This is a genomic window from Citrobacter sp. Ce006 (assembly GCF_030336535.1).
GTDB classification, from domain to species: domain Bacteria; phylum Pseudomonadota; class Gammaproteobacteria; order Enterobacterales; family Enterobacteriaceae; genus Citrobacter; species Citrobacter europaeus.
The window spans coordinates 293,840-307,749 of sequence record NZ_JAOWDO010000067.1 but is presented as its reverse complement, the minus strand read 5'-3'; the positions used below and the strand labels follow the sequence as shown (position 1 = coordinate 307,749).

Annotated in this window: 15 protein-coding genes; 7 read left to right on the top strand and 8 right to left on the bottom strand. The window is 51.5% G+C overall.

All coding sequences use genetic code 11. The features are described from left to right. Positions 1 to 25 precede the first annotated feature (25 nt). Positions 26 to 1,516, bottom strand: coding sequence for a sensor histidine kinase (locus tag OGV94_RS10575; RefSeq protein ID WP_075146144.1), 1,491 nt, complete (start codon positions 1,514 to 1,516; stop codon positions 26 to 28). Further along, entirely contained in the window at positions 1,513 to 2,235 is a 723-nt protein-coding gene (locus OGV94_RS10570) for a winged helix-turn-helix domain-containing protein (RefSeq protein ID WP_080626309.1), read from the bottom strand. The genes OGV94_RS10575 and OGV94_RS10570 overlap by 4 nt, the downstream gene beginning before the upstream one ends. Before the next feature lie 189 nt (positions 2,236 to 2,424). On the opposite strand from OGV94_RS10570, the gene msrP reads away from it, so the two are divergent. The 6 genes from msrP to OGV94_RS10545 all read left to right on the top strand — a co-directional run bounded on the left by msrP (position 2,425) and on the right by OGV94_RS10545 (position 7,215). Then, positions 2,425 to 3,429: a protein-methionine-sulfoxide reductase catalytic subunit MsrP gene (msrP, locus tag OGV94_RS10565; protein ID WP_286523292.1), complete on the top strand. Its 1,005-nt coding sequence runs from the start codon at positions 2,425 to 2,427 to the stop codon at positions 3,427 to 3,429. Continuing rightward, positions 3,430 to 4,056, top strand: a complete 627-nt coding sequence (gene msrQ / locus OGV94_RS10560; protein WP_075146142.1) for a protein-methionine-sulfoxide reductase heme-binding subunit MsrQ — start codon at positions 3,430 to 3,432, stop codon at positions 4,054 to 4,056. Between the two features lie 46 nt (positions 4,057 to 4,102). Continuing rightward, positions 4,103 to 5,590, top strand: a complete 1,488-nt coding sequence (locus tag OGV94_RS10555) for a carboxypeptidase M32 (RefSeq protein ID WP_043016387.1) — start codon at positions 4,103 to 4,105, stop codon at positions 5,588 to 5,590. Positions 5,591 to 5,727: 137 nt separating this feature from the next. Beyond that, on the top strand, positions 5,728 to 6,123 hold the full coding sequence (gene asr / locus OGV94_RS10550) for an acid resistance repetitive basic protein Asr (protein ID WP_003028934.1): 396 nt from the start codon (positions 5,728 to 5,730) through the stop codon (positions 6,121 to 6,123). 86 nt (positions 6,124 to 6,209) lie between these two features. Next, positions 6,210 to 6,293: a small membrane protein YdgU gene (ydgU, locus tag OGV94_RS25210; protein ID WP_100194403.1), complete on the top strand. Its 84-nt coding sequence runs from the start codon at positions 6,210 to 6,212 to the stop codon at positions 6,291 to 6,293. A 100-nt stretch (positions 6,294 to 6,393) separates the two neighbouring features. Beyond that, entirely contained in the window at positions 6,394 to 7,215 is an 822-nt protein-coding gene (locus OGV94_RS10545) for a trypsin-like serine peptidase (protein WP_043016388.1), read from the top strand. A gap of 34 nt (positions 7,216 to 7,249) precedes the next feature. On the opposite strand, the gene mdtI is transcribed toward OGV94_RS10545, so the two are convergent. The 3 genes from mdtI to OGV94_RS25205 all read right to left on the bottom strand — a co-directional run bounded on the left by mdtI (position 7,250) and on the right by OGV94_RS25205 (position 8,210). After that, positions 7,250 to 7,579 (bottom strand): multidrug/spermidine efflux SMR transporter subunit MdtI, encoded by a 330-nt coding sequence (mdtI, locus tag OGV94_RS10540; RefSeq protein WP_043016389.1) that lies wholly within the window; start codon positions 7,577 to 7,579, stop codon positions 7,250 to 7,252. Further along, positions 7,566 to 7,931 (bottom strand): multidrug/spermidine efflux SMR transporter subunit MdtJ, encoded by a 366-nt coding sequence (mdtJ, locus tag OGV94_RS10535; RefSeq protein ID WP_167373452.1) that lies wholly within the window; start codon positions 7,929 to 7,931, stop codon positions 7,566 to 7,568. The genes mdtI and mdtJ overlap by 14 nt, the downstream gene beginning before the upstream one ends. A 108-nt stretch (positions 7,932 to 8,039) precedes the next feature. Then, positions 8,040 to 8,210: a protein YdgV gene (locus OGV94_RS25205; protein ID WP_087050578.1), complete on the bottom strand. Its 171-nt coding sequence runs from the start codon at positions 8,208 to 8,210 to the stop codon at positions 8,040 to 8,042. 138 nt (positions 8,211 to 8,348) lie between these two features. Between OGV94_RS25205 and OGV94_RS10530 the strand changes: the two genes are divergently transcribed. Next, the gene (locus OGV94_RS10530) at positions 8,349 to 9,383 is read left to right on the top strand and encodes an AI-2E family transporter (protein WP_043016391.1); all 1,035 of its coding nucleotides are present in this window, start codon (positions 8,349 to 8,351) and stop codon (positions 9,381 to 9,383) included. 30 nt (positions 9,384 to 9,413) lie between these two features. On the opposite strand, the gene OGV94_RS10525 is transcribed toward OGV94_RS10530, so the two are convergent. From OGV94_RS10525 to pntA, 3 genes are all read right to left on the bottom strand, one after another. Further along, complete coding sequence (locus OGV94_RS10525) at positions 9,414 to 10,610, bottom strand: multidrug effflux MFS transporter (RefSeq protein WP_221922436.1); 1,197 nt, start codon at positions 10,608 to 10,610, stop codon at positions 9,414 to 9,416. 160 nt (positions 10,611 to 10,770) lie between these two features. After that, positions 10,771 to 12,159: a Re/Si-specific NAD(P)(+) transhydrogenase subunit beta gene (gene pntB / locus OGV94_RS10520; RefSeq protein WP_043016393.1), complete on the bottom strand. Its 1,389-nt coding sequence runs from the start codon at positions 12,157 to 12,159 to the stop codon at positions 10,771 to 10,773. A 10-nt stretch (positions 12,160 to 12,169) separates the two neighbouring features. Next, the gene (gene pntA, locus OGV94_RS10515; protein ID WP_047411381.1) at positions 12,170 to 13,699 is read right to left on the bottom strand and encodes a Re/Si-specific NAD(P)(+) transhydrogenase subunit alpha; all 1,530 of its coding nucleotides are present in this window, start codon (positions 13,697 to 13,699) and stop codon (positions 12,170 to 12,172) included. Positions 13,700 to 13,910 lie beyond the last annotated feature (211 nt).

The window sequence follows — 13,910 nt, the reverse complement described above, 5'->3', positions numbered from 1 at the left end:
AGCGCTTATCGCCAGAACATTATCGTCAGCTATTTAGTGGAGAATCCGCCAGCGGCAATGAAAAACGGAAACAGGCCCCAGCCGTGGAATTAACCAGGCTGATATCCCCCCCATGCAGCTCGAGCATTCTACGCACAATCAGTAAACCCAGTCCGCCGCGCTCTGCCCGCTGCTCACGGGGAATTAACGCGGTCGGGCGTTGAAATAATACTTCTCGTACAGCCTCTTCTACTCCTGGCCCACTGTCCTGCACTTCTGCTAATAGGCGGTCTGCATCACGCCAGACTTTCAACCGCACCTCACCCCCATCAGGCGTATGACGGATAGCGTTATCCAGCAAATTCGTCACGACTCTTTCCATCATCGACAAATCTGCATTCACCAGCGGTAGCGGTCCCATTACCTCAAGGTGCAACTGCAAGTGACGCGTGGCAACAGGGAGATCAAACTTTTGCGCCACATCCTGGATCAGCTCGCCAATAGCAAATCGTTCACGCTGCGGTTTTATACCGCCATGCTCAAGCCTCGCCAGTTCAAACAGCTGTTGTGACAGATGGCGAACCTTATGTCCCTGGCGTAGCGCGATGCTAAGATAATGCCGATTTTCCTCCGGCGTCATGGTATCGGCTTTCAGCGACAGCATTTCCAGATATCCCAGCAGGGAAGTCAGCGGCGTACGTAAATCGTGCGAAATATTGGCTATAAACTCTCTGCGCTGACGATCGCTATCCGCTAATAAATCCCACTGCAGGGCAATTTTCTGCGCTAATTCGATAAACGCATTGTTCAGCAACGCTATTTCATTCGCCGGTGCCGGTTCGGGATCTTTTTGCGCCAGCTGTTTGATGACGCTAATGCTGTCCTGCTCTAGTTTAACCACCTGTCCAGTCAGTCTTTTCACCGGGTTCGTCACCCATCGCCACACCAGGAATCCAGCGATTGCGCCGGCTAATAAAACCAGTATTAACGTCCAGGCCACGGTATTCCAGAGCGTTTTTTGCCAGGCGGTATTCGCCAGCGTATTCAGGTCTTCGCCTTGCAAAATAATGTACAAATAGCCATGCAGCTCACCGTTCAATAAAACTGGCGCGGCGCTGAATACTTTTTGCTGGCTGCTGCGCGGATCGTTGCCGTATACGGGCAGTTCGTCCGAATTAAGGAAAACCTGAATCGGCTGTACGCTAATTTTCTGTCGCTGAATATGCCCGGGCGGGGCGGCATCGGCGAGTATTTCACCTGACGGAGAGACCAGATACAACTCCACGCTTGGGTTGAGCGTCATCAGGTGATTAAAAAGTCCTTTTAAGATCTGGCGATTAACCTGACCACTGGCATCAATAAGCGACTCACTTTTGACAATCTTGCTCGCCAGCTCCAGTGAAAGTCTCTGCACCATGGCGTCGCCATACTGTTTACTGCTGCGGATCTGGACAACGCTGACGGTAACAGCGCAAATCAGCATAATGGCGGTAAAGACAAGGGTCAGGCGCTGGCTTAGCGACAGGCGATAAATCATGGCTGATGCTCCGCGTTAACCGCAGCAAGCTTATAGCCCCGTCCCCAAACCGTGAGAATAATTTCCGGCTCCGCAGCATCTTTTTCAATTTTGGTCCGCAGGCGATTGATATGACTGTTCACCGTATGCTCATATCCTTCGTGCTGATAGCCCCACACCTGATCTAACAGCGCCTGACGCGAAAAGACCTCCCCTGGATGACGAGCGAAAAAATAGAGCAGATCGAATTCACGCGGCGTTAAATCGAGGGATTTACCATGCTGGCGGACTTCCCGGGCTAATGGATCAATCTCTACGCCATGGAGGGTGATAATCCCCGCTTCCATACGCAGGTTCTGACTCATAGCCTCCTGACGGCGAAACAGTGCTTTCACCCGGGCCATCAACTCGAGCACCGAGAAAGGTTTGGCCAGATAATCATCGGCCCCCATTTCCAGTCCCAATACGCGATGAGTTTCACTGGTACGGGCGCTGATAATGATGACCGGAAGATAGAAACTCATTTGACGGATCCGACGACAAATCTCCAGACCGTCCACGCCCGGCAGCATCAAATCGAGGATAACGGCATCCCAGACATGCTTCTCAAGTTGCTCAAGCGCTCGTGACCCATCAGCCTCATGAATAATTTCATACCCTTCATCCTTCAGGCTCAGTTGCAAAAGTGCGGCAATATCGCTGTCATCTTCCACCAAAAATATCTTTTTTGCGCCAGCCATCAGTGTCATCCCCCTCTCATCGTGCTGAAAGCTTACCTCAGGCAAGGGGCGGAAGTTATCACAAAATTTTTAACTTTTCGTGAGGATCCTGGGATACGCAGGCGCACAGTATGTCGTTATCGACACGCCAGACATCAACAGGGAAACGTCGCTTTGTTTTCCCTACTATGAAAATAAAAAGGAAACGTTATGCAGAAAAAACGTCCACTTCGGGAAGCTGATGTTACAGCCGAGTCAGTATTTTTTATGCAACGACGACAGATCCTCAAAGCACTTGGGATAGGCGCAGCGGCGGCGTCGTTGTCTACCCCGACACAAGCCAGTTTGTTAAATTGGTTTAAAGGCAACGATCGTCCGCCTGCACCGGCGGGCAAACCACTCGGGTTTACAAAACCCGAGCTTTGGCAAAACAGTCTGCCCCTGACGCCGGAAGACAAAGTGACGGGCTACAACAATTTCTACGAGTTTGGTCTGGATAAAGCCGATCCTGCCGCCAATGCCGGTAGCCTGAAAACCGATCCATGGACGTTGACCATCAGCGGTGAAGTGAACAAACCGTTAACGTTGGATCATGATGCGCTGACCACTCGTTTTCCATTAGAAGAGCGTATTTACCGGATGCGTTGCGTTGAGGCATGGTCGATGGTTGTGCCATGGGTCGGTTTTCCTTTGCATAAATTATTGGCGCTGGTTGAGCCAAACAGCCACGCCAAATACGTCGCCTTTGAAACTCGCTACGCTCCTGATGAAATGCCCGGCCAGAAAGATCGCTTCATTGGTGGTGGGTTGAAATATCCCTATGTTGAAGGTCTGCGTTTGGATGAGGCTATGCACCCACTGACACTGCTGACCGTGAGCGTGTATGGCAAAGCGTTGCCGCCGCAAAACGGGGCGCCGATACGCCTGACCGTACCCTGGAAGTACGGCTTCAAGGGCATTAAATCGATAGTCAGTATTAAGCTCACGCGCGAGCAGCCGCCGACCACCTGGAATATGTCAGCGCCGAACGAATACGGTTTTTACGCCAATGTAAATCCGCAGGTCGATCACCCTCGCTGGTCTCAGGCCACAGAGCGTTTTATCGGTTCGGGTGGCATTCTCGATGTACAGCGACAGCCCACATTGCCTTTCAATGGTTATGCCGATGAGGTGGCCTCTTTATATCAGGGTATGGATCTACGGGAGTACTTTTAAGTGAGGCTAACCGCAAAACAGATAACCGGCCTGAAAGTACTGCTGCATCTCGCCGGTTTTTTACCCCTGCTGTGGCTCTTCTGGGCCACACAGCATGGCGGATTGGGGGCCGACCCGGGAAAAGATATCCAGCACTTTACAGGCATCACCGCACTGAAGTTTTTGCTGGCTACCCTGCTGGTATCACCGCTCGCACGATACGCAAAGCAGCCTTTGTTATTTCGCACCCGACGGTTGTTAGGCTTGTGGTGCTTTGCATGGGCTACGTTGCATATGCTCAGCTATGCGCTGCTGGAGTTGGGTATGCAAAATCTGGGATTGCTAGGACATGAACTGGTTTCACGCCCATGGCTAACGCTGGGCATGACGGGTTGGATTATCTTACTCCTGCTGACGCTGACCTCCACGCAAGCCGCGCAACGTAAAATGGGCAAACGCTGGCAAACGTTGCACAACTACGTCTACCTGGCCGCCATTTTGCTACCGCTGCATTACCTCTGGTCGGTAAAAGTGTTATCACCGCTCCCCATTATCTACGCCATTTGTTTTGTCGTGTTGCTGGCTTTTCGCTATAAAAAGCTGTTACGGAAAACCAGGTATAAAGGTGTGTTTATGAAAAGTGAGTGAATCACGGTAAACTTCTCACCACACCTAAGCAGAACGAGAACAAAAAATGAGTAACAATGATAATTACCATCAGCTCACCCGCACGTTCCTGCGGCTCTCTCGCTTCTCCCACCTCTCGGCAATAGCCAGTTGGGACATGTTTACCATGATGCCATCAGGCGGCAGCAAAGCTCGCGGCGAAGCGCTGGCCGAGCTGAGCGTGCTTGAGCATCAGCTGTTAACCGACCCGAAGGTGGCAACGTGGATCGCCGCAGCGCAACAGGAAGATCTCAACGATGTTGAGCAAGCGAACCTTCGCGAAATGTCGCGGCTACATCACCAGGCATCCCTATTGCCCGAATCGTTGGTAGAAGCAAAATCTCTTGCGGGAAGCCGCTGTGAGCATGCCTGGCGTAGTCAGCGACCCGCGAATGACTGGGAAGGATTTGCCGAAAACCTGAAAGAAGTCGTGCAGTACAGCCGCGAAGAAGCCCGACTTCGCGCAGACGCAAAAGGCTGTTCGCCTTATGACGCGCTACTGGACATCTTTGAGCCCGGAATGACCAGCGCCCAACTGGATGTCCTGTTTGCAGATGTAAAAAGCTGGCTGCCCGACCTGCTAAACAAGGTGGTGGCAAAACAGTCTCAGCAGTCGCTCATCGCCCCGGTTGGCCCCTTCCCAACCGCTATCCAGCGAGAGTTGGGGCTTGAAACGATGGCGCAGTTGGGATTTGACTTTACGGCTGGCCGACTGGATATCAGCGCACACCCCTTCTGTGGCGGCGTGCCTGAAGACGTTCGTATTACCACTCGCTATGATGAAAATGAATTGCTCAGCGCACTGTTTGGCGTGATCCATGAAACCGGTCATGCCCGCTATGAGCAAAATTTGCCACGTAACTGGTTAGGGCAACCTATCGCTCTGGCACGTTCAACCGCCATTCATGAGTCCCAGAGTCTGTTCTTCGAGATGCAACTGGGACGCAGTAAAGCCTTTCTGACACGGTTAATTCCTGCTGTAACGCGCCACTTTGGCGATCAGGCTGCATTTGAAGAAAGCAATTTCATCGCCTGGAACCAGCAGGTTAAACCCGGGTTTATTCGTGTTGATGCCGACGAGGTGAGCTATCCCGCTCACGTGATCCTGCGTTATGAAATCGAACGCGCGCTCATCAATGGCGATATTGAAGTGGATGATATCCCGGCATTGTGGAATGAGAAAATGCAGGCCTGGCTGGGGCTGTCAACGATCGGAAACTATCGTAACGGTTGTATGCAGGATATTCACTGGACCGACGGCGGCTTTGGCTACTTCCCTTCCTATACCTTGGGCGCCATGTATGCGGCGCAGTTGTTCAGTGCCGCAAACCGCGCACTGCCTGACTTGAATCAGTCTATTGCGCAAGGTGAGTTTGGTCCCCTCTTTGACTGGTTACGTCAGAACATCTGGCAGCATGGCAGCCGTTTCACCACTGAACAGCTTATTACCCAGGCCACCGGAGAGCCGCTTAGCAGCCGTTATTTCCGCGCCCACCTGGAAGCCCGCTATTTGTAATCTCATACCGTGAGTCATTGTACATATCGTTACACGCCGATACCAATGACTCACGGAAGCCCTGTGATTACAGCGATATAGTTATTTCAACGGCCCCGCAGTGGGGTTGAATGAAAAACCAAATCGAGGGTATGAGAATGAAAAAAGTATTAGCTCTGGTTGTTGCCGCTGCTATGGGTCTGTCTTCTGCTGCATTTGCTGCTGAAACAACTGCTACAACCGCTCCGGCTGCTGCTGCAACCACTAAAGCTGCGCCGGCAAAAACCACGCATCATAAAAAACAGCACAAAGCAGCGCCGCAGAAAGCTCAGGCTGCCAAGAAACACGCTAAAAAATCCACCACAAAACCGGCGGTAGAACAAAAAGCACCAGAGCAGAAAGCTCAGGCCGCTAAAAAACACACCAAAAAAGCTGCAACCAAACCAGCAGCAGAACAAAAAGCACCAGAGCAAAAAGCTCAGGCCGCTAAAAAACACACCAAAAAAGCAGTAAAACACGACACCGCTAAACCAGCAGCTCAACCTGCTGCATAACACATTTGTAGTCACTATGGCGTCCCCCACGCCATAGCATACGGCGCTAAATCGACCTGATTTAGCGCCGCCTTTCGGAGGGTAAAATGGTGTCACATTACCGCTTTGAGTTCATTCTTATTACCTTAATAATTTGCGCCTTCATTGCCATGCATTTTTATCTTTCCTGAGTGTAGTTATCTGATTTTACTCCCACTTTCCCGCCGTCCCGTCTATAGTATTAACTGAGGGTTTGCTGTTAAAAATCATAATTCCCCACCAGAGTGTGATATGCATAAAACCATTGCTGTGTTACTGGGTTCAATTTGTTTACTTCCTGTCGTTGCGCATGCGGACCAGCCTGCAACAGCCAGCGCTGAAGCAGAAAACATAAAAACGTTATTTTTTGGTCATGACGATCGCACCAAGGTGACCGACCCAACGCAATCTCCGTGGGACGCTATCGGGCAGCTGGAAACCGCCAGTGGTAACTTGTGTACCGCCACGCTCATTTCACCACGTCTGGCACTGACGGCCGGACACTGCTTACTCACCCCGCCGAAAGGCAAGCCGGATAAAGCCGTGGTGTTACGCTTCGTGTCGAAAAAGGGTGTCTGGCGCTATGAAATTCATGGAATCGAAGGCCGGGTTGATCCTTCGCTCGGAAAACGTTTAAAAGCCGATGGTGATGGCTGGATAGTACCGCCTTCCGCGGCCCCGTGGGATTTTGGTCTGGTGGTGCTGCGTTACCCACCTTCTGGGATCACACCGCTGCCATTATTTGAAGGTGATAAAGCAGCATTAACCGCAGCGCTGAAAACCGCAGATCGTAAAGTTACGCAGTCGGGCTATCCGGAAGATCATCTTGACGACTTATACACGCATCAGGATTGCGTAGTGACCGGCTGGGCGCAAAATACCGTTCTGTCACACCAGTGCGACACGCTTCCGGGCGACAGCGGTTCACCATTGATGTTGAAGACTGATTCAGGCTGGCAGTTGATTGGAGTACAAAGCTCTGCTCCGGCGGCGAAAGATCGCTGGCGGGCCGATAATCGCGCTATATCCGTAACCGGTTTTCGCGATAAGCTGGAAGCGTTGGCGAAGGAATAACACATGCTGCCCGCATTAACGGGCAGCACGGATATCAGGCAAGTTTTATCATTATCATCCCGGCAAGCAACAGGGCCACGCCGATCCAGCCTTTATTATTCAGGCGTTGACCAAACAACACCCAGCCTGCCGCTAACGTCGCGGCAATCCCGAATCCGCCCCACAGGGCGTAGGCTACTGAAAGGTCGATACCTTTTACCGCCTGCGACAACGCGCTAAAGGCCGCGAGCACGGCAGCCAGCGACAATACGCCATAAATCTTGCGGCGAAATCCATCAGAAAACTTCAGAAAGACGTTAGCGACAATTTCCAGCACGATGGCCATACCAAGCCATGCGCCGTGAACCCACTCAAACTGCTGCATGGGTCACCTCTCTACCCGCTTTTGTCGGTTTTCGTGTACCTGATTTAATCAGTACAATACCTAACACCAGCGAGACCAGACCTGCCACCTTCATTGTGGACAAGGTTTCATCAAATAACAGCACACTAAATAGCGTAATAAATAAAATACCGATACCTTCCCACAAGGCATAGGCCACACCAAGGGCAATTTTTTTAACGGCAAAACTGAGAAAAATATACGATAAGGCGATCATTACCAGCATTAAAATAAAGCCCGAATTACCATGACCGACGCTTGCCCATTTCATTGACAGCGTACCAGTAATTTCAGCCGCGATGGCCAGACCTAATAATATCCAGTAAAACATGATGCTTCTCCTGCTTGAGAATATAGTCCTTTGGGCCTACTGCATGCAGTAAACCAAAAAAATAAAATTAGTTAGCTCAGCGCACAGCGCCAGCTCAGGCAGAAGAAGGGACTAAAGCGCGTTGCGCCAGTGTTGCTCACCCGCAAGCAAGAAAGTGGAGGAGGTACGAAGAAGTGTAGGTAAACGCAAAAACATCCTGAACATATTGTCCATAATATTACAATTATCCGCAGTGTTGCTTCTCATCATCGCGGATGATAATTGTCCTCGGTAGTTAAACACAGATGATTTGTATCATAGCTGCAAGACGAACTCAAAGTCTTTTCACTTCTTTACCTGCCCCGTTTGATTTTTGTTATAACGGCTCGACGCAAATCACACTATTATTCAGATTCAAAAATGAAAAACGCAGGAATACCTATGGCGAAACCGATCATCACGCTTAACGGCCTAAAAATAGTCATTATGCTGGGCATGCTGGTTATCATCCTGAGCGGCATCCGCTTTGCCGCAGATATCATCGTCCCCTTTATTTTGGCGTTATTTATTGCCGTTGTGCTAAACCCCGTGGTGCAGCGGATGGTCAAACTTCGCATACCGCGCGTATTCGCGGTGTCATTGCTCATCGTTATTATTGTGATGCTAATGGTGCTGCTGTTAGCGTATTTAGGTACATCCTTAAATGAGCTTGCGCGTACGCTGCCACAGTATCGTTCTTCCCTGGTTATCCCGCTTAAAAATCTCGAACCGTGGCTACAGCGCGCAGGGATCGGCGTTTCCGTGGACGAACTCGTCAAATATATCGATCCTAACGCGGCAATGACGCTGGTGACCAATTTACTGACGCAGCTGTCTAATGCCATGTCGTCAATATTTTTGCTGCTGCTGACGGTGGTGTTTATGCTGCTGGAAGTTCCGCAGCTACCCAACAAACTCAAGCAAATGATGAGTCGTCCCATTGAGGGAATGGCGGCGATTCAACGCGCTATCGACAGTGTATCCCACTATCTGGTGCTAAAAACGGCGATCAGCATTGTGACCGGGCTGGTAGCCTGGGGCATGCTCTCAGCACTCGACGTGCGTTTCGCCTTTGTCTGGGGATTGCTCGCCTTTGCTCTCAACTATATTCCTAATATCGGTTCGGTGCTGGCAGCCATTCCGCCTATTGCTCAGGTGCTGGTATTTAGCGGCCTTTACGATGCCCTGGTCGTATTGGCGGGTTATCTGGTCATTAATTTGGTGTTTGGAAATATCCTCGAACCGCGGATCATGGGGCGTGGGCTTGGGTTATCTACACTGGTGGTGTTTCTGTCGTTGATCTTCTGGGGCTGGTTGTTGGGGCCAGTCGGGATGCTGCTTTCTGTACCGCTGACCATCATCGTGAAAATCGCTCTCGAACAAACCAACGGCGGTCAAAGCATTGCCGTGTTGCTCAGCGATCTCAACAAAGAATGAACGATTGCCCCGACATCGCGGGGCATCTGTTTATCGTTTTGCGCGCAGCGCCAGTATGGCGCTTAACAAGGTAAATAACGCAATTATCCATGCCATTGTCCATGGCGTTCCGTCGCTGAAGGCGGTCAGCAGCAACGACGAGATAATGCCACTACCGTATTGTAACGCGCCAATCAGCGCCGAGGCTGAACCGGCGATGTTCGGTACCGCATCCAGCGCGGCAGCGGTTGAAGTCGCAGCGATGATGCCATTCATCGAGAAAAACAAAAAAACGGTGACGATAATGGCAACAACGCCACCTGACTCCAATTTAACCAGCAGCGCAAGCGCCACTGCGGCCAGCGCCGCCAACATCGTCGCATACTTTAGTAGTTGTTCCAGAGCGTGGCGTTGCACCAGACGACGGTTTACCACGCTCATGGCCATGACCCCGACAATATTGAACGCAAACAGCCAGCCGTAATGCTGTGGGTCAACATGGTAATAGCTAATATAAACAAACGGCGAACCAGTAATAAACGCGTACGCTGCAACGTAATAACACGTCAGACTCAGGGTGTAGCGCATAAAATGGCCATTGGCTAATAACGACCGGTAATGACGAAATGCGCCAGCCAAAGAGGCTTTCACCCGTTTCTCTTCCGGTAATGTTTCCGGCAACCAGTTCAAAGAGATAAACATCAGCGCGCCGATCACCACCAGTAGCCAAAAAACAGAGTGCCAGGTACTCAGGCGAATTATTTGTCCGCCAATCAACGGTCCCGCTATTGGCGCAATCGCCATTACCAGCACCAGAGTTGAAAGCATTTGCGCCGCGCGAGTGCGCGCAAACAGATCGCGGATCATCGCCCGCGCCAGCATAGGTCCGGTACAAGCGCCAAGGGCCTGAAAAACCCGCCAGAATACAATTTGCGTGATACTCGTAGACATCGCGCATCCTGCGGAGCCGATGATAAAAAACACCATGCCAATAAACAGCGGTTTACGCCTTCCCAGATGATCGCTTATCGGCCCCCAAATCAACTGTGCAATGGCAAAACCTATCAAAAAACCGGTGACGGTCAGTTCCACATTGCCCTGTAAATCCTCGGCCATGGTCGGCATTGCCGGAAGATATATGTCGGTGGAAAGCGAGGTAAAGGCCATCAGGCCGCTGAGGATCAGAATAAAAGTAAGCCCGGTCTGGCTTGCGGAAACTACCGGCGAAGCATGTTCACGTGTACGCATAGCGTCCTGTCATGTTCTAAAAAGTCAGGCAGCAGTATATACACGACGTATTATGGTGATTAGACAGCTAAAACCGCATGGGTTTATGAACTGCAATCATCAATAACGGCATATTAATAAAAACGGCCTCCGCAGAGGCCGTCTTAGTTTTCGCTAACGATTACAGCGCTTTCAGGATTGCATCCACGCTGGCTTTGGCGTCGCCAAACAGCATATGGGTGTTTTCTTTAAAGAACAGCGGGTTCTGCACACCGGCATAGCCGGTGTTCATCGAACGTTTGAACACAATAACGTTCTGCGCTTTCCATACTTCCAGCACCGGCATTCCGGCGATTGGGCTGTGTGGATCGTCCTGCGCCGCCGGGTTTACCGTATCGTTGGCGCCAATAACCAGCACTGTATCGGTATCGGCGAAATCATCGTTGATCTCATCCATTTCCAGCACGATGTCATAAGGTACTTTGGCTTCCGCCAACAGTACGTTCATATGACCTGGCAAGCGCCCTGCTACCGGGTGAATACCGAAGCGCACTTTGATGCCGCGCGCGCGCAGTTTCTCGGTAATTTCCGCTACCGGGTATTGCGCCTGTGCCACTGCCATGCCATAGCCCGGGGTGATTATCACGGAGTGCGAGTTCTTCAGCATTTCTGCCGTGTCTTCCGCAGTAATCTCACGATGTTCACCGACTTCTTCATCAGACCCGGTAGAAGAACCGTCAGAACCAAAGCCACCTGCAATAACGCTGAAAAATGAACGGTTCATCGCCTTACACATGATGTAAGACAGGATCGCACCAGAAGAACCGACCAGCGCACCGGTAACGATCAGCAGATCGTTGCTCAGCATAAAGCCCGCCGCCGCTGCCGCCCATCCTGAATAGGAGTTGAGCATTGAAACGACGACTGGCATATCCGCACCGCCGATAGACGCCACCAGATGCCAGCCAAAAGCCAGAGCAATAATGGTCATCACCAGCAGCGCCAGGACCTGCAGGCCCACGCTTTCGGTACGAACAAACACCACCAGCAACAGGAAAGAAACAACCAGCGCCGCCAGGTTCATTTTATGACGATTCGGCAACATCAGCGGTTTAGAGGAGATCTTGCCGCGCAATTTGCCAAACGCCACCACGGAACCGGTAAAGGTCACCGCACCGATGAAGATACCCAGGAACACTTCCGTCAGGTGAATGTTCACCAGAATCGGTTCCAGGCCCGTGTCGTGATACAGGTAGCTGTTGAAACCCACCAGAACTGCAGCCAGACCGACGAAGCTGTGCAGAATTGCCACCAGCTCCGGCATCTCGGTCATCTCAACTTTCTTCGCCAGACGAATACCAATCGCGCCGCCGATGATCATCGCCACCAGGATCCACGCAACGTTGCCGGTATCCGGGCCAAAAATCGTTGCAATCAGCGCAATCGCCATCCCGGCGATACCGTAGTTGTTACCCTGCTGAGAGGTTTCGTGTTTCGAAAGCCCCGCCAGGCTGAAAATAAACAGGATCGCGGCAACAATGTATGCAGCTGTAACTAATCCTCCAGACATATGTTACCCCTTAGTTTTTCCGGAACATTTTCAGCATGCGCTGAGTCACGGTGAAGCCACCGAAAATATTAATGCTGGCAATAAGCACCGCGATAAAGCTCAGGAAACTCACCCAGCCACCCTGGCCAATTTGCAATAACGCCCCGACAACGATGATCCCGGAGATGGCGTTGGTCACGGACATCAACGGAGTATGCAGCGCGTGCGACACATTCCAGACCACGTAGTAACCCACCACGCAGGACAGCGCGAACACCGTAAAGTGGCCAAGAAACTCTTTCGGCGCAACGTCGGCGAGCCAGCCAAACAAAATGACCACCAGCGCCATCACCGCATATTTGCGCCACGGTGAGACTGGCTTTTTCTCTTCTTTCGGCGCTGGCGCGGCTTTCGGCGCAGCCTGCGGCTGAGCAGATACCTGGATAGGCGGCGCAGGCCAGGTGATTTCACCCTCGCGTACCACCGTGACACCACGTACTACCACGTCGTCAAAATCGACGGTGATATTGCCGTCCTTCTCTTTGCACAACAGTTTGAGCAGGTTGACGAGGTTCGTGCCGTACAGTTGGGAAGATTGCGTCGGCAGACGGCCTGGCAGATCGGTATAACCAATAACCTTCACCCCGTTTTCGGTGGTGGTTACCTGGTTAGGGACCGTGTATTCGCAGTTACCGCCGTTTTGCGCGGCGAGATCGACAATCACGCTGCCAGCCTTCATCGAATCAACCATTTCACGGGTGATCAGTTTCGGAGCAGGTTTGCCCGGGATCAGCGCGGTGGTAACGATAATGTCGACATCTTTCGCCTGTGCAGCGAAGAGTTCCATTTCGGCTTTGATGAACGCCTCGGACATTACCTTAGCGTAACCGTCGCCGCTGCCCGCCTCTTCTTTGAAGTCCAGTTCAAGGAACTCAGCGCCCATACTCTGAACTTGTTCTTTCACTTCCGGACGGGTGTCAAAAGCACGAACGATAGCGCCCAGGCTGTTTGCCGCACCAATAGCCGCCAGACCTGCAACACCTGCACCGATTACCATCACCTTGGCAGGTGGAACCTTGCCCGCGGCGGTAATCTGGCCGGTAAAGAAACGACCAAATTCATGTGCAGCTTCAACAATAGCGCGATACCCGGCGATATTCGCCATCGAGCTTAAGGCATCCAGCGACTGCGCGCGCGAAATACGCGGCACGGAGTCCATCGCCATCACCGTCACGTTGCGCTCAGCAAGCTTTTGCAACAGCTCAGGGTTTTGCGCGGGCCAAAGAAAACTCACCAGCGTCGTGCCCGGATTGAGTAACGGAATTTCCGTCTCTTCCGGTGCGTTGACCTTCAGGATAATCTCTGACTGCCAGACGGTATTTCCGTCAACAATTTCTGCGCCTGCCTGAACAAACGCCTTATCGTCAAAACTCGCCAGTTGACCTGCGCCGCTTTCAACCGCGACGCTGAAACCCAACTTAAGCAGTTGCTCAACCGTTTTCGGCGTGGCTGCTACGCGGGTTTCATTGGTTAACCGTTCTCTTGGTATGCCAATTCGCATAATGTTCCCTTCCATCTGTATTTATGATGATGGTTTATCAATGTTCGCACGAGGCATGCGCGCACTCTCGAAAGAGGTCAGTGTTACCTCAATAAAATAAAACAGTAACAAACTCTGTATAACCTACTGAAAATGACGCTTGTGATCTAGCGCCAAAAAACAGTATTTATTATGAAATTCGCAAAATAGAGATGAATCGAACGGCTGGCAG

Excerpts from the sequence above, each read along its gene's own strand:
- OGV94_RS10555 (WP_043016387.1), top strand. The coding sequence starts at position 4,103 with ATGAGTAACAATGATAATTACCATCAGCTCACCCGCACGTTCCTGCGG.
- OGV94_RS10525 (WP_221922436.1), bottom strand. The coding sequence starts at position 10,610 with ATGCGTACACGTGAACATGCTTCGCCGGTAGTTTCCGCAAGCCAGACC.
- msrP (WP_286523292.1), top strand. The coding sequence starts at position 2,425 with ATGCAGAAAAAACGTCCACTTCGGGAAGCTGATGTTACAGCCGAGTCA.
- OGV94_RS10545 (WP_043016388.1), top strand. The coding sequence starts at position 6,394 with ATGCATAAAACCATTGCTGTGTTACTGGGTTCAATTTGTTTACTTCCT.
- OGV94_RS10530 (WP_043016391.1), top strand. The coding sequence starts at position 8,349 with ATGGCGAAACCGATCATCACGCTTAACGGCCTAAAAATAGTCATTATG.
- pntB (WP_043016393.1), bottom strand. The coding sequence starts at position 12,159 with ATGTCTGGAGGATTAGTTACAGCTGCATACATTGTTGCCGCGATCCTG.
- asr (WP_003028934.1), top strand. The coding sequence starts at position 5,728 with ATGAAAAAAGTATTAGCTCTGGTTGTTGCCGCTGCTATGGGTCTGTCT.
- mdtI (WP_043016389.1), bottom strand. The coding sequence starts at position 7,579 with ATGCAGCAGTTTGAGTGGGTTCACGGCGCATGGCTTGGTATGGCCATC.
- pntA (WP_047411381.1), bottom strand. The coding sequence starts at position 13,699 with ATGCGAATTGGCATACCAAGAGAACGGTTAACCAATGAAACCCGCGTA.
- OGV94_RS10575 (WP_075146144.1), bottom strand. The coding sequence starts at position 1,516 with ATGATTTATCGCCTGTCGCTAAGCCAGCGCCTGACCCTTGTCTTTACC.
- ydgU (WP_100194403.1), top strand. The coding sequence starts at position 6,210 with ATGGTGTCACATTACCGCTTTGAGTTCATTCTTATTACCTTAATAATT.
- OGV94_RS10570 (WP_080626309.1), bottom strand. The coding sequence starts at position 2,235 with ATGGCTGGCGCAAAAAAGATATTTTTGGTGGAAGATGACAGCGATATT.